We start from the raw sequence: 16489 nt of genomic DNA, 5'->3' as shown, positions 1-16489 counted from the left end.
GACATAAAGCGGGCGGGGGACGTGGCCGACGGAACGCTTCACCCCGGGGATCACACACAGGAAGGTGCGACTTTCACCGTAGGCACCGCCCGTGGGGCCCCACATCCCCCGGTCTGGTAGTCGTCGCCGGCCGGGTGCGGACCGGTCGGCCACGGGGGTGTTCGGGGTGGGTGCGTCAGCCGTTCGCGGGTGCGCGCAGGCCGAAGAACGCGCAGTAGGAAGCCACTTGGCCGGTCAGCATGTGGATGCCGTGGTGGATGGGGAGTCCGAGGGCGGCGGCCGCTCGCAGCAGGGCCGTCTCGTGGGGCTTCATGATGATGTCGGCCACCACCGATCCGGGAGCGAGGTCCTCGGGCGAGAACGGCAGCGGGTCGCCGGGCCGCAGCCCGAGCGGGGTCGCGTTGACGGCGAGGTCGCTGTCGTGCAGGGGTGGTTCGGCGGCGGCGTGGACGCGGCCGGGCCAGTACCCGGCGAGCCGGTCGACGAGTGCCTCCAGCTTGGGCAGGTCCGGGTCGGTGACGGCGACCCGGTCCGCGCCGGCCGTCAGCAGCGCCGCCGCGACGGCACTGCCCGCCCCGCCCGCCCCGGCCAGCGCGACCCGCCTGCCGCGCACCTCGTGCCCGGCGCGGGCGAGGCCCGCCACGAAGCCGGAGCCGTCGAAGTTCTCGGCGAGCCAGCCGCCGTCGGCCTCACGGCGCAGCACGTTGGCGGTGCCGGCGATCTCGACGGCACGGCTGCGCCGCTCGGCGAGCCGGGCGGCGCCGGCCTTGTGCGGAACGGTGACGAAGATGCCGTCGAGGTTGCCGATCCGCTGCAGTCCGCGGACGACCCGCTCCAGGCTGTCCGGGCGGACCTCCACCGGCACCAGCACGGCGTCCGCGCCCTGTTCGGCGAACAGCGGGTTGAGCAGCCCGGGCGACCGGACCTGGGCGACCGGATCCCCGAGGACGACGTACAGACGGGTGGTGCCGCTGATCGGGGTCTGGGCCGGGGTGCCGGTACGGGGTCCGGAGGCGATGTCGGTGCCGGTGTCGGTCATCTCGGGCTCCGGGGGCGGTGGAGGACGGGCCGCGCGGCGGCGGCCCGGCGGGCTGCGGTGAGCAACCCGGCGACGGTGTGGGCGAGTTCCATCGACTGCTCGTCGTTCAGGCGGGGGTCGCACGCGGTGCGGTAGCGGGCCGCCAGGTCGTCCTCGCCGAGTCCGCGGGCTCCGCCCAGGCACTCGGTGACGTCCTCGCCTGTCGCCTCCAGGTGCAGGCCGCCGGGGTGGGTTCCCAGGGCGCGGTGAACGTCGAAGAAGCCGCTGATCTCCGCGACGATGTCGTCGAAGCGGCGGGTCTTGCGGCCGTCCGCCGTCGTACGGGAGTTGCCGTGCATCGGGTCGCACTGCCACACCACCTGGTGGCCGGTGGCGGTGACCTTCTCCACGATCGGCGGCAGCACCTCGCGGACCCGGGCGTGACCCATCCTGCTGATCAGGGTCAGCCGTCCGGGCGTGCCGTGGGGGTCGAGTCTGCGGACGTAGGCGAGGGCCTGCTCCGGCGTGGTGCCCGGGCCGATCTTCACCCCGACGGGGTTGGCGAGGAGTTCGGCGACGGCGAGGTGCGCGTCGTCGAGGCCCCGTGTGCGCTCGCCGATCCACAGGAAGTGCGCGAGCGGGCTGGCCAGCAGCGGGTCCGGACCGGTGGTGAACCCGGCGGCGTGGAGCGAAGCGGACTCGTAGTCGAGCAGGAGCATCTCGTGGCCGACGTAGATCTCCTCGGTCCCCGGGCCCGGAGCGCGGCCGGTCTCCTCGGCGCCGCGGGCGGAGCGGTCGTCGCCGGGGCCGCCGTGGACAGGGGCGCCGGCGCGCTCCTCCGCCGGATCCCGCGCACCCATCCGGCGGACGAGCGTCATCGCGCGGACCGCGTGCCCGTGGGCGAGCAGCATCCGCTCCGGGTCGGGTGTGCGGGCGGCCAGGGAGGGAGCGGCGCCGTTGACGATGTCGCCCCGGTAGACCGGCAGGCCGTGCGCGTCGACGGGCTGCGAGCGCGGCTTGGCGTACTGGCCGGCCATCCGGGCGAGCGGGACCACCGGCAGCCCGGCAGCGTGGGCCAGGACCTGCGCCATGCGCTTCAGGAGTCCGAGGTTGGCCCGCAGGTGCGGTTCGGTGGTCTCCGCGAAGGTCTCCGCGCAGTCCCCGCTCTGCAGCAGGAACGCCTCGCCGCGGGCCACCGCCGCGAGCCGCTCGGAAAACCGGGCCGTCTCGGCCTCGGCCACGACCGGAGGCACGGTGCGCAGCCGGGCCAGCACCGTCCGCGCCCGGGCCGGGTCCGGCCATTCGGGCTGCTGGGCCGCGGGCCGGGCCAGGGCCGCGGCGAGACGGTCCGCCAGCCGCTGCTCCCGCGCGACCCTGACCCGGGCCTCGCCGGCCGCTCCCCCTGATAAGTGCGTCATGCCACCGGAGCTCCCGTTCCGTGGAGGCCGGACGGCTCGACGAGCCGGCCGATCGGCTGCCGTGGCATGCGTCCGAGGACGTCGGCGACGACGTGTTCGGGCACCTCGTGGACCAGCTCCGCTCCCCCGGGACCGTCGAGGACGAACGCGAGGCCGCGCAGCGCCTTCTTGTCCCGGCGCATCAGGCGGATCAGCTCGGCCGCCCCGACGCCCTCGGGCAGTGCGCTCGGCAGGCCGTAGAACTCGACGACCTCCCGGTGCTCCGCCACCCGCGCGGGGCCGATCCGGTCCAGAGCACCCGCGAGCAGACCCGCGAAGACCGTACCGATCGCGACGGCCTCGCCGTGCCGGAGCGCGAAGCCGCTGGCCACCTCCAGCGCGTGGCCGAGGGTGTGGCCGTAGTTGAGGATGTGCCGCAGCCCGGTGTCCCGTTCGTCGGCCGAGACGATGCCCGCCTTGAGGGTCACACTGGCCGCGATCCGCTCCGCGAGGCCGAGCCCGCGCAGGTCACCGGCGCCGATGAAGTGGCAACGGGCGATCTCACCCAGGCCGTTGAGCATCTCGCGCCGGGGCAGGGTGGCCAGGTAGTCGGTGTCGCACAGGACGGCGGCGGGCTGCCAGTAGGCACCGACCAGGTTCTTGCCCGTGGGCAGGTTGACCGCCGTCTTGCCGCCGACACTCGCGTCGACCTGGGCCAGCAGCGTCGTCGGCAGGTGCACCACCGGCACACCCCGGTGGTACAGGGCGGCGGCCAGACCGACGACGTCGGTGGTGGTGCCGCCCCCGCAGGAGACGACGGCGTCGTCACGGGTGAGCCCGAAGCGTACGAACTCCGCGCACAGCGCCTCGACGGTGGCGAGGTTCTTGTCCCGCTCGCCGTCCCGGGCGGGCAGCAGCAGGGTCTCCACCCCGGTGTCGGGCACCCGCTCCGCGGGCCGGGCCGACACGACGGCGACCCGCCGGGCGCCGAGACCCCGGATCACTTCGGCCAGCGAGGAACGCACCCCCGAGCCGATCAGCACATCGTACGAACGCTCACCGATGGTTACCGGTATCTGTTCTCTCACGCCGCCTCACCCTGTCGTGTCGAAGCCGGTCATACGCCGGTCCGGCCGTCCCGCCCGGGGGCCGCCGCGGCCCCCGGGCACGACCGCGGACGTCACTGGCCGGCGGTCACCCGCAGGATGCGGGCCTCGGCGCGCTCCTTGCGGTCCTGCTCGTCGAGCTGCGGGTAGGCCGGGCAGCCGAAGACCCGCTGGAACGGTGCGAAGGTGTCCCACTCCGGGCGCCGCCGCATCTCCTGCGCGACCGCGTTGTGCTCGCTCCAGAAGTCGCCGCCTATCAGCCGGATCAGGTAGCGCTCCAACGCTTCGCGGGAGGTGGTCCGCCCGGCGTCGGCCGCCACCGCCACCAGCTCGCCGTCGTAGAAGGCGTGGATGAGCCGGATGTAGGTGTCGTAGCCCGTCTTGAAGTAGTTCGCGTACTCCTCGATGAGCCGGTCGGCGTCGGCCGGGTTGTCGAGCGCGGCACTGATCGTCTCGGCGGCTCGCGCCGCGGTGGACGCCGCGACCAGCACCCCGCCGGAGAACATCGGGTCACCGAAGCAGCCCGCGTCGCCGACCATGACCCAGCCCGGGCCCGTGACGGTGTCCGCGTGGTAGCAGTAGTCGGTCTCGATCCTGAGGTCCGTGGCCGGGGTCGTCCCGGTGAGCCGCGCGGTGATCCGGGGCACCCGGCTGAGGTGCTCGTCGAAGGCCTCCTCCGGGGTACCCCTGCGGAACACGTCACGCGGCATCACGGTGCCGACGCTGATGACGTCCTTGGAGATGGGAATCGCCCACACCCAGCCGTCGTCGTGCGCGCCGACCTGGATGTCACCCTCGTTGCCGAGGTTGTGCCGCTCGTCGAGGCCCGAGTAGTGGCGGAACACCCCGACCATGCGGAGCTTCTCCAGTGTCTTGCGCAGCCCGAACCTGTTCGCGATCCGGCCGGCCCGGCCGCTGGCGTCGATCACATAGGACGCGTCGATCCGGTGCTCCTCGCCGTCCTTCTCGTACGTGACGCCGGTGATCCGCTCGCCGTCGAGGAGGAGGTCCTTCACGGGGGTGCCCAGGTGGATCTCGGCGCCGGCCTTGCCGGCCTCCTCGACGAGCATCGCGTCGAACCGGGCCCGCTCGACCTGGAACGCCCGGTCGAAGCGCCCCTCGCCCTGGAGGCTGAAGTCGGCCCGGAAGACACCGGAGAAGAACTTGGTCTCCGTCGGGTCGATGAACTCGCCGCCGAACTTGGGCACATAGCCCTTGGACTCCAGCGCCTCGCGCAGACCGATCCGGTCGAACAGGCCCATCATGTACGGCAGCAGGGACTCGCCGATGTGGAACCGCGGGAACTCGTCACGCTCCAGGAGCACGACGGAGTGGCCCTGGCGGGCCAGCACGAAAGCGCTGACCGCCCCCGCCGGTCCGCCGCCTATGACCACCACGTCAGCCGTCTTCTTCGCCATTCTGTTTTCCTTCCAGCCTTCGTCTCGGATTGCGGATGCTGCCGTTCCCTGTGGGAAGTCGTTCAGGGTGGCCAGGGCAGGTCCCCGGAGAGGATCTGCGCCACCAGGGCCCGGTGTTCGTCGTCGTCGACGACCGTGCGGGCCCGCTCGCGGCCGTCGCGGACCGTCAGGTACCGGCGGCCCTTGAGGACGACCTGACCGTTGTCGAAGGTCCGCCCGTACAGCCCGCCCTCGCCGTCCGGCGCCGGCGCGGGGTTCGCCCGGGCGTGGTCCTCCAGCTCCTTCCAGTCGTCCCACCGGCGTTCGAGAAGCCGGAAGTCGTAGACGCCTCCCCAGCGCCCGCCCCGCCCGCGCCGCTGCACCGCCCGGGCCCCGTCACCCTGGTCCACGAGCCGGAACTGGCTGCCGTACTGGGTCTGCACCGTGTCGGTGACCAGGAGCGGTTCGAGGTACGAGGGTCCCGGGTAGCCCGCGTCGACGAGCCATTCGGCGCCGTCCAGCGCGACCCGGATGAACATGTGCTCCACCTCGGTGCCGAAGTTCTCCCGGCCCTCGGCGGTGCTGCCCGCCATCAGGCTCGCGTCGTAGCCCAGTTCGCGCAGGAGCCGGAAGAACAGGCGGTTGAGCTGGAAGCAGGTGCCGCCGCGTCCGTCGAGGACGACCGTCCGGAACATCGCGTCCTCGTCGAGTTCGACGAGATGGATGCTGTCGGCGAAGTCCTGGCCCGCGATGTTGTACGGGATCGCCATGAGGTGCCGCTTCTGCAGTCTGCGCAGCGACTCGATGTCCACGTCTGTCTCGCCGTCGCAGCCGATGCGCCGGAGATAGGCCTCCGCGTCGAACACTCCCTGGTCCCCTCTCGCCGTGCGTTTCTGCCTGTCGGCCGGTGCCGTCGCTCCTGTCACACGGCCACCCCCGACAGGACGGGAGCGTCCTCGCCGAAGAGCCGAACGTGCAGGTGTGCGACGAGCAGCGCCGGCGTCGGGTGGTCGAAGACCAGTCCGGTCGGCAGCTTGGCCCCGATCAACTCGCCGATCCTGTTGCGCAGTTCGAGCGCGGTGAGCGAGTCGAATCCGATCTCGAAGAGACCCTGGTCGGCATCGATCCGCTGGTCGGCCCCATAGCCGAGAACGACCGCCACCTGGGCGCGTACGAGATCCAGAAGGGTCGCCGCCCGCTCGGCCGGGGACAGTCCCACCAGCCGCTCGGCGAGCCTGCGGCGTTCGTCTCCCGACACGACCGGCCGGGCCGCTTTCCGCTGGGCCCCGACCAGTCCGCGAAGGAGCGCGGGCGTCTCCCGGCCCGCGGCGGCGTCGGCCCGCAGGCCGCGCAGGTCCAGCTTGGCCGGGACGAGCAGGGAACGGTCGCTGCGCAGGGCCGCGTCGAACAGCTCCATGCCCTCCACGGGGGTCATGGACCGCACTCCACCGCGTCGGCTCAGCCTGCTCCGGGCGAGGTCGTCGGTGTGCGCCGCCATACCCGTGGTCTGCTCCCACACACCCCAGGCGAGGGACAGGGCCGGCAGTCCGTCGGCCCGGCGCCTGGCCATCAGCCCGTCCATGTAGGCGTTGGCGGCTGCATAACTGCCCGTACCAGCCCCCAGGAACACCGCCGAGACGGACGAGTACACGACGAACGCGTCCAGATCCGGGACGAGTTCACGCGTCAGCCCGTCCAGCAGGCGTGTCGCCGTCACCTTCGCGGCGAACACCCGCTCCAGACGCTCCCGGTCGATGTCACCGATCACTCCGGCGTCGAAGAGACCCGCGGCGTGGACGACGCCGGTAAGACGGTGCTCGTCCCCGGCGAGCTTGGCGAGGAGGACGGACAGCGCCTCCGGATCGGTCACGTCACACGCCGGGACCTCGACCGACTCCGCGCCCAACGACCGCAGTTCGGCTACGAGGTCACGGGCGCCCTCCGCCTCCAGGCCACGCCGGCTGGTCAGCACGAGACGCCGGATGCCGTACTCGGTGACCAAGTGCCGGGCGAGGACCGCGCCCAGAGAGCCCGTACCACCGGTCACCAGGACCGTACCCTCCGGATCCAGCACTCCACGGCCGGGCAAGTCCGCCGACCTCGGCACATCGGCCCGAGCGAGCCGGGGAAGGTGGATCCCCGCACCGCGCAGCGCGGCCTGAGGCTCACCGAGCGCCAGGACGGCACCCAACTGTGCTCCGCTGAGGGAGAGTTCGATAGGTTCTGCCGCTGCTGCGGCGTCGCCGACTTCGCTGGCTTCAGCGGCTTCGGGGGCTTCAGCGTCCAGAAGGACGATCCGTCCCGGGTTCTCCGCCTGCGCGGCCCGCACCAGGCCCCACACGGCGGCACCGGCCGGATCGATGACGGTCGCGTCACCGCCCGCCGCGACGGCGCCCCGGGTCACCACCACCAGCTTCGTGTCTTCGAGGCCGCCGCCCGCCAGCCAGGTCTGGACGACCTCCAGGACCCGGTCGGTCAGGTCCAGCGGGCTGTCGTCGGCGCCCTCGGTGACGGCCATCAAAACCACCGCCTCGGGCGCCTCGGCCGCCCCGGTCAGGACGTCGTCGGCGAGCGTCGCCACCTCCTCGGCGTCGGACAGCCGCACCCAGGACGGCGTCGGCGCCTCCACCCTCCGGGGCGCCTGCGGCCAGTCGACCCCGAACAGCGAACCGCCGCCGCTCCCGGCCGTCGCGCCCAACTGGGCGGCCGTCACCGGACGGAAGACCAACGACTGCGCCGTGAGAACCGGTGCGCCCGTCTCGTCGAAGGCCTCCAGGGCCAGCGAGTCGGCCGTCGGCCGTACGACCCGGATCCGGAGTGTGGCGGCGCCGGCAGCGTGCAGTGTCAGGCCGTTCCACGCGAACGGCAGCATCGTGCGCTCGTCGTCGTCGGCCAGGAATGCCTTGGCGTGCAGGGCGGCGTCCAGCAGGGCCGGGTGGATACCGAAGCCGACGGCGCTCGTCCGGTCCTCCTCGGGCAGGGCGATCTCGGCGAAGACCTCGTCGCCGCGCCGCCATGCCGCCCGCAGGCCGCGGAAGACCGGCCCGTACATGTAGTCGTGGGCGAGGAGCCCCGCGTAGAAGTCCTCGGGCTCGATCCCGACCGGTTCGGCTCCGGGCGGCGGCCACGCGGTGCCGTCGAAGCCGGGGACGGCAGCGGCGGCGGTCGCCGTGAGGGTGCCGGTGGCGTGGCGGGTCCAGGGCTCGCCGGTGGCGTCCTCGGGGGTCGAGTAGACGGCGACGGTACGGGCGCCGGTCTCGTCCGGTCCCCCGACGCTGATCTGGACGCGGACGCCGCCTTGCTCGGGCAGGACGAGGGGCGCCTCGATGACCAGTTCGTCGAGTGTGCCGCAGCCGACCTCGTCGCCGGCCCGTACCGCCAGCTCGACCAGCCCGGTACCGGGCATGAGCACGGTGTCACCCACGGCGTGGTCGGCCAGCCAGGGGTGCGTACGCAGCGACAGCCGGGAAGTGCAGAGCACACCGCCGGTCTCCGGCACCTCGACGAACGCGCCGATCATGGGGTGATCGGTGCCGGTCAGACCGAGCGAGGCGACATCGCCGCCCGCGCCGGTACCGCCCGCCGGGAGCCAGTAGTGCTGGTGGTCGAAGGCATACGTCGGCAGGTCGAGGTGCGAAACACCCGCAACCGGCAACACCTTCGCCCAGTCGACCGACCCACCGCGAACAAAGACCTCGGCGGTCGCGGTAAGGAGAGTCTGCGCCTCGGGACGACCGTCCCGCAGAGCCGCGAGACAGGCCGCCTGTTCGCCGGCCGATTCGGCCACGACACTCGACAAGGCCGCACCCGGGCCGAGTTCGACGAAGACAACGTCCCCGTCGCCCGCCGCCGACACCACACCGTCGGCGAAACGCACCGGACGGCGGACGTGGTCGACCCAGTACTGCGGATCCGTGAGCTGACCGGGCTCCGCAAGCCGCCCCGTCACATTCGACACCACCGCGAACTCCGGCTCCGACCAAGACACTTGAGACAGCACGGCAGCGAACTCGTCGAGCATCGGCTCCATCAACACCGAATGGAACGCATGCGAGACAGTCAGACGCTTCGTCTTACGCCCCGACTCCGCCAGCTTCGCCGCCACCGCCAACACGGCATCCTCGACACCCGAAAGCACCACCGACGCCGGACCGTTGACCGCGGCCAGATCCACACCCTCGCCCAGCAGCCCGGCGACTTCCGCCTCCGAAGCCGCCACGGCCACCATCGCGCCACCCGAGGGCAACGCCTGCATCAGCCGACCCCGAGCAGCGACCACCGCGGCCGCATCGGCAAGCGACAACACCCCGGCGACATGCGCCGCCACGATTTCACCGATGGAGTGGCCCATTACCGCATCCAGCTTCACACCCCACGACTCCACCAGGCGGAACAAGGCCGTCTCCACGGCGAACAAACCCGCCTGCGTGAACACCGTCCAGCTCAGATCACCAGCCTCGCCCAGGACCACATCCCTGACCGAGTGCTCCACCCAGCCCGACAATTGCGCGTCCAGCAGAGCGCATGCCTCATCGAAAGCCGCCGCGAACACCGGGTACCGCTCGTACAGCTCACGGCCCATCCCCACCCGTTGCGACCCCTGACCCGGAAACACCACCACGACTTTCGGCGCCTCGGACGACGGAGCACCGGCCGTCACCACCCGCGCAGCCGACTCCCCCCGCGCCAGCGCACCCAACCCGGCAAGCGCGTCCTCACGCGAACCGGCCACGACCACCGCACGCTCGGACAGCACCGCCCGCTGAGCGACCAGCGCACCCGCCACGTCCGGCAGAGGGACCTCGTGGTCACCGAGGAACGCCAGCAGCCGCTCCGCCTGACCTGCCAGAGCACCCGCGCTACGCGCCGACACCACCAACGGCACCGCACCGTCGGCGACATCCACCGACAGCTCGACCTCAGGTGTCGGCTCGGGCTCCGGCGCCTGCTCCAGGATCACGTGCGCATTGGTGCCGCTCAGGCCGAAGGAGGACACGGCCGCCCGGCGCGGCCGCTCGACCTCCGGCCAGGCCCGGGCCTCGGTGAGCAGTTCGACGGCGCCGGCCGTCCAGTCGACCTGCGCGGAGGGCGCGTCCACATGGAGGGTCGCGGGCATGACGCCGTGCCGCAGCGCCTGCACGGTCTTGATCACGCCGGAGACACCAGCGGCCGCTTGGGCGTGGCCGATGTTCGACTTCAGCGAGCCCAGCCAGAGCGGCCGGTCTTCGGGCCGGCCGCGCCCATAGGTGGCGAGCAGGGCCTGTGCCTCGATCGGGTCGCCGAGTACGGTGCCGGTGCCGTGGCCCTCGACCAGGTCGACGTCGGCCGTCGACAGACCGGCCGCCGCGAGGGCCTTGCGGATGACACGCTGCTGAGAGGGACCGTTCGGGGCGGTGAGGCCGTTGGACGCGCCGTCCTGGTTGACCGCACTGCCACGCAGTACGGCCAAGACGGGGTGGCCGTTGCGGCGCGCCTCCGACAGACGTTCCAGTACGACCACGCCGGCGCCCTCGGCCCAGCCGGTGCCGTCGGCGGCGTCCGCGTACGACTTGCAGCGGCCGTCGGACGCGAGCGCCCGCTGCCGGGAGAACTCCATGAACATGCTCGGGCTCGACATCACGGTCGAACCGCCGGCCAGGGCCAGCGAGCACTCGCCCTGGCGCAGCGCCTGGGCGGCGAGGTGGAGGGCGACGAGGGAGGACGAGCAGGCCGTGTCGACGGTCACCGCCGGGCCCTCGAACCCGAACACGTACGAGATGCGGCCTGACGCCACGCTCGCTCCGGTGCCGGTCAGCGCGAAGCCGCCCAGTTCCGCGGGGACGTTGCCGCCCGCGTAGTAGTCGACGCCCATGATGCCGTTGAACACGCCGACGTCCGCGTCCTTGAGCGTGCCCGGGTCGATGCCTGCCCGCTCCAGGGCCTCCCACGACGTCTCCAGCAACAACCGCTGCTGCGGGTCCATCGCCGTGGCCTCGCGCGGTGATATCCCGAAGAACGCGGGGTCGAAATGCCCGGCCTCGTACAGGAAGCCGCCCTGGTCGACGTACGAGGTCCCCTCGTTCTCGGGATCGCTGTCGAAGAGCTTGTCCAGTCCCCAGCCGCGGTCGTCCGGGAAGCCGGACACCCCGTCGCGGCCCTCGGTGACCAACCGCCACAGGTCCTCCGGGCTCGCGACCCCGCCGGGCAGGCGGCAGGCCATGCCGACGACCGCCACCGGGTCGTCCGGATCGTGCGCGACCGCCGAAGCCGGCGTCACCGCACCCGCCGCGGTCAGGGCGACCCCCGTCCCGTCCAGCTCGCCGTCCAGGAAACGCGCCAGGGCGAGCGGGGTGGGGTAGTCGAAGACGACCGTGGCGGGGAGGCTGAGGCCGGTGGCCTCGCGCAGGCGGTTGCGCAGTTCGACCGAGGTGAGCGAGTCGAAGCCGGCGTCCTTGAACGCCCGTTCCGCCACCACCTTCGCCGCACCCGCGTGCCCGAGCACGGCGGCGACACGGGTACGGACGAGGTCGAGAAGCAGCGCCTCCCGCTCGGCGGGCGCAAGCCCGGCCAGCCGTGCGGCGAGCCCGCTGCCGCCGTCCTGTGTGGCCCCGCGCGCCGCCTGCCGGCGAGCCGGCCGCACCAGGTCGCGCAGCAGCGGCGGCACCCCGGCGCCGGCCGTGGCGGCGGCGCGCAGGGCGTGCAGGTCCAGCTTGGCCGGGACGAGGAGGGAACGGTCGCTGTGCAGGGCGGCATCGAACAGCGCCAGGCCTTCGTCCGCCGACAGGGGCTGCACACCACCGCGCCGGTTCATCCGGCTGCGTGCCAGCTCGTCCAGGTCGGCGCCCATGCCGGAGGACTGCTCCCACGGTCCCCAGGCGAGGGACAGGGCCGGCAGGCCGTCGGCTCGACGCCTGGCCATCAGGCCGTCCATGAAGGCGTTGGCAGCCGCGTAACTGCCCGTGCCCGCGCCCAGGAAGACAGCGGAGACGGAGGAGTAGACGACGAACGCGTCGAGATCCGGGACGAGTTGGCGCGTCAGCTCGTCCAACTGCTGAAGGGCGGTGACCTTCGGCGCGAACGCGCGGGCCATCCGCTCAGGGCTGATGTCGCCGATCACCCCGCCGTCGAAGACGCCCGCGGCGTGGACGACGGCAGTGAGCCGGTGCCCGGACCCGGCAAGCTCGGTGAGGAGAGCGGCCAGAGCCTCCGGGTGGGTCACGTCACAGGCCGGGACATCGACCGACTCCGCGCCCAGGGCTCGCAGTTCGGCCACTAGGTCGCGGGCGCCGTCCGCCTCCAGGCCGCGCCGGCTGGTCAGGACAAGGCGGCGGATGCCGTACCGGGTGACCAGGTGACGGGCCAGCACCGCGCCGAGAGACCCGGTACCGCCGGTCACCAGGACGGTGCCTTCCGGATCCAGAACCGTGCGATCGGGTGCGGGCACCGACACGTCGGCCACAGCGAGCCGGGGGACGAGAAGCTGGGTACCGCGGACTGCGACCTGGGGTTCGCCGGTGTCCAGTACGGAGCTCAACTCACCATCGGAGCAAGTTACTTCGGCGTCGATGAGCACGATCCGGTCAGGGTTCTCCGCCTGCGCGGCCCGGACCAGGCCCCAAACGGCCGAGCCTCCGGGGTCGGTGAGCGCCGCGTCACCGCCGGCGGCTACGGCGCCCCGGGTGCGTACGACGAGGCGCGAGGCGTCATCGGCCGTCTCGTCGGCCAACCAGGCCTGAACGGCCTCCAGTACGCGGCTGGTGAGTGCGTAGGGGGTTTCGGCGCGCGCGTCGGTGTCATCACCGGTGACGGCTTCGACGATGGTGAACTGCGGCAGGGCGGACGGCATCCCGGTCTCCGGGGCCGGGTCCGGGGCGGGCAGTTCCATCCACTCGACCGTGAACAGGGAGTCACCGCCCGGTGCGGTGCCGGCCGCGGCCTCCAACTGCTCGGCGGAGATGGCCCGGGAGACCAGAGAGTCCAGCCTGAGGACGAGACCGCCTGCGTCGTCGACCGCCTCCAATTCCATGGTGTCCGGCGCGAGTTGCACGACCCGCGTCCGAATGGAGGAAGCTCCGGCAGCATGCAGCGCCAGCCCCTTCCAGGCGAACGGAAGCCGTACGACGGGCTCGTCGGCCTGCGTGTCGTCCGGCACCCGGCCGCGGAGGGCGGCGGCCGCGTTGAGCATGCTGGAGTGCAGGGCGGCGTCGAGCAGTCCCGGGTGGATACCGAACCGGGCCGCGCCGTCGCGCAGTTCCTCCGGAAAGGCGACCTCGGCGAAGACCTCCTCGCCTCGCCGCCACACGGCACGCACGCACTGGAACGACTCCCCGTACGCGTAGCCCGCGCGCGCGAGCAGGTCGTAGCCGCCGCTGATGTCCATCGGCTGGGCTCCGGGCGGCGGCCAGGCGGCGAAGTCGAACTTCGCAGCGGGCGCGGCGAGCGTCGTCGGCGCCAGCATCCCGGACGCGTGCCGGATCCACGCACCGGCTCCGTCGGCCGCACCGGCCTCGGCGTCCTCGCGGGCGGAGTACACCTCGACGGTACGTGCGCCGTGCTCGTCGGGGCCGCCGACGGCGACCTGGACGCGGACACCGCCCTGGGCGGGGACGACGAGGGGCGCCTCGATGACCAGTTCGTCGAGTGTGCCGCAGCCGACCTCGTCGCCAGCGCGGACGGCCAGTTCGACCAGTCCGGTGCCGGGGACGAGGACGACTCCGCCGACAGCGTGGTCGGCGAGCCAGGCATGGGTACGGAGAGCGAGTCGAGAAGTGAAGACCAGACCATCCGACTGCGGAAGCCTCACCACCGCACCGAGCATCGGGTGGTCGGCCTTGCCCTGACCGAGCGAGGAGACATCGGTGGCAGGAGTGGCGGGGAGCCAGTAGTGCTGGTGGTCGAAGGCGTACGTAGGAAGGTCGACCCGGCCGTTCCCGGCACCGGCCGGAAGGACCCCACTCCAGCCGACGGGGACGCCCCGGACGAACAGTTCGGCGGTGGCGGTGAGGAGGGTCTGTGCCTCGGGGCGGCCGTCCCGCAGAGCCGCGACACAGGCCGCCTGCTCGCCGGCGGACTCCCCCACGACGCTCGACAGCGCCGCACCAGGGCCGAGTTCGACGAAGACCACGTCTCCGCCAGCGCCTACCGCGGCCGTCACGCCGTCGGCGAAGCGCACCGGACGGCGGACGTGGTCGACCCAGTACTGCGGATCCGTGAGCTGACCAGGCTCCACAAGCCGCCCCGTCACGTTCGACACCACCGCGAACTCCGGCTCCGACCACGACACTTGAGACAGCGCGGCGGCGAACTCGTCGAGCATCGGCTCCATCAGAACCGAGTGGAAGGCGTGAGAGACGCTCAGCCGCTTCGTCTTACGACCCTGCTCCGCGAGCTTCGCCGCCGCCGCCAGAACGGCGTCCTCGACGCCGGAAAGGACCACCGACGCGGGACCGTTGACCGCGGCCAGGTCCACGCCGTCGCCCAGCAGCCCGGCGACCTCGTCCTCCGACGCGGCCACCGCGACCATCGCGCCACCCGAGGGCAACGCCTGCATCAACCGGCCACGAGCCGCCACCACCGCAGCCGCATCCGCCAACGACAACACCCCGGCGACATGGGCCGCCACGATTTCACCGATGGAGTGGCCCATCACCGCATCCGGCTTGACACCCCACGACTCGGTAAGACGGAACAAGGCCGTCTCCACGGCGAACAACCCCGCCTGCGTGAACACCGTCCAGCTCAGATCACCGGCCTCGCCCAGGACCACATCCCTGACCGAGTGCTCCACCCAGCCCGACAGTTGCGCGTCCAGCACGGCACACGCCTCATCGAAGGCCGACGCGAACACCGGGTACCGGTCGTACAGTTCACGGCCCATCCCCACCCGCTGCGAACCCTGACCCGGAAACACCAAGACGGTACGAACAGTCCCCGCACCGCCACCGGTAACAACGAGAGCACTCGACTCGCTCCGCGCCAGCGCACCCAACCCGGCAAGCGCGTCCTCACGCGAACCGGCCACCACCACCGCACGCTCCGACAACACCGCCCGCTGAGCGACCAACGCACCCGCCACGTCCGGCAGAGTCACGCTGTCCGACGGTTCGAGCAGGGAGGCGAGGCGTTCGGCCTGTCCGGACAGTGATTCCGCGGAGGCCGCCGAGATCACCAGGGGCACGACGCCCTCGCTGTTGGCGTGCTCTGCCGGTTCTGTCTCGGGTTCCGGTGCCTGCTCCAGGATGATGTGCGCGTTCGTTCCACTCACGCCGAAGCCCGAGACGCCCGCCCGGCGCGGGCGGTCCGTCTCCGGCCACTCGCGTGCCTCGGCCAGCACCTCCACCGCGCCCGCCGACCAGTCCACCTGCGACGACGGGGCATCGACATGCAGGGTGGGCGGCATCACGCCATGCCGCAACGCCTGCACCATCTTGATCACACCGGAAACACCCGCAGCCGCCTGGGTATGACCGACGTTCGACTTCAACGAACCCAGCCACAACGGCCGTTCGGCAGGCCGGTCCTGACCGTAGGTCGCCAGCAGCGCCTGCGCCTCGATCGGGTCGCCCAGGACCGTACCGGTCCCGTGCCCCTCGACCACGTCCACGTCAGCCGTCGACAGGCCCGCGTTGGCGAGCGCCTTGCGGATCACCCGCTGCTGCGAAGGCCCGTTGGGCGCCGTCAGGCCGTTCGACGCACCGTCCTGGTTGACCGCCGAGCCACGGACGACCGCCAGCACCCGGTGGCCCTTGCTCCGGGCTTCGGACAACCGCTCCAGGACGACGACACCGGCGCCCTCGGCCCAGCCCGTGCCGTCGGCTGCATCCGCGTACGACTTGCACCGGCCGTCCGAGGCGAGCCCGCGCTGCCGCGAGAAGTCGATGAAGAGACCGGGAGTGGCCATCACGGTCGCGCCGCCGGCCAGCGCCATCGAGCACTCCCCGCGGCGCAGCGCCTGGACGGCGAGGTGGATGGCGACCAGGGACGACGAGCAGGCCGTGTCGAGCGTGACCGCGGGGCCTTCAAAGCCGAAGACGTAGGAGACCCGGCCCGAGGCCACACTGGCCGCCGCTCCCGTGCCGGTGAACCCCTCCAGTTCGGGGGGCACGTTGCCACCCGCGAAGTAGTCGACGCCCATGATGCCGCTGAAGACGCCGACGTCCGTGCCCTTCAGGGTCTCGGGGTCGATCCCGGCACGTTCCAGGGCCTCCCACGAGGTCTCCAGGAGCAGTCGCTGCTGGGGGTCCATCGCGAGGGCCTCACGCGGCGAGATCCCGAAGAGGCCGCCGTCGAACAGGCCCGCCTCGTGCAGGAATCCGCCCTGGTCGACGTAGGACGTGCCGGTCTTCTCGGGGTCCGCGTCGAACAGGCCGTCAAGGTCCCAGCCACGGTCGGCCGGGAAGCCGGACACACCGTCGCGGCCCTCGGTGACCAGCCGCCACAGGTCCTCGGGGCTCGCCACACCGCCCGGCAGGCGGCAGGCCATGCCCACGATCGCGATCGGTTCCCGTGAGGCATTGACGAGTTGGCGGTTGCGCTTCTTCAGCGAGCCGACCTCTTCGAGCGACTTCCGCAGCGCCTCGACGACCTTGTCAT

At 72.1% G+C, this 16489-nt stretch carries 5 protein-coding genes and 1 pseudogene; all 6 read right to left on the bottom strand.

Annotated elements, in window-relative coordinates; genetic code table 11:
* Positions 1 to 175: 175 nt before the first annotated feature.
* On the bottom strand, positions 176 to 1039 hold the full coding sequence (locus OO69_RS44280; protein WP_051801703.1) for a shikimate dehydrogenase family protein: 864 nt from the start codon (positions 1037 to 1039) through the stop codon (positions 176 to 178).
* Positions 1036 to 2436: a 3-deoxy-7-phosphoheptulonate synthase gene (locus OO69_RS44275; protein WP_078652855.1), complete on the bottom strand. Its 1401-nt coding sequence runs from the start codon at positions 2434 to 2436 to the stop codon at positions 1036 to 1038. The genes OO69_RS44280 and OO69_RS44275 overlap by 4 nt, the downstream gene beginning before the upstream one ends.
* Positions 2433 to 3503, bottom strand: a complete 1071-nt coding sequence (locus OO69_RS44270) for a 3-dehydroquinate synthase family protein (RefSeq protein ID WP_033286671.1) — start codon at positions 3501 to 3503, stop codon at positions 2433 to 2435. The genes OO69_RS44275 and OO69_RS44270 overlap by 4 nt, the downstream gene beginning before the upstream one ends.
* Positions 3504 to 3595: 92 nt before the next feature.
* Positions 3596 to 4939 carry an NAD(P)/FAD-dependent oxidoreductase gene (locus tag OO69_RS44265; RefSeq protein WP_033286670.1) on the bottom strand — a complete coding sequence of 448 codons (1344 nt, stop codon included), beginning with the start codon at positions 4937 to 4939 and terminating at the stop codon, positions 3596 to 3598.
* Positions 4940 to 5001: 62 nt separating this feature from the next.
* Entirely contained in the window at positions 5002 to 5784 is a 783-nt protein-coding gene (locus OO69_RS44260; RefSeq protein WP_078652854.1) for an arylamine N-acetyltransferase family protein, read from the bottom strand.
* A gap of 56 nt (positions 5785 to 5840) precedes the next feature.
* Positions 5841 to 16466: pseudogene (locus OO69_RS53280) on the bottom strand (type I polyketide synthase); the annotation flags it as partial.
* Positions 16467 to 16489: the final 23 nt, after the last annotated feature.

It is taken from the genome of Streptomyces sp. NRRL F-525 (assembly GCF_000716605.1).
Classification (GTDB): domain Bacteria; phylum Actinomycetota; class Actinomycetes; order Streptomycetales; family Streptomycetaceae; genus Streptomyces.
The sequence above is the reverse complement of the archived record's forward strand: the minus strand, read 5'-3'. Positions and strand labels throughout refer to the sequence as shown.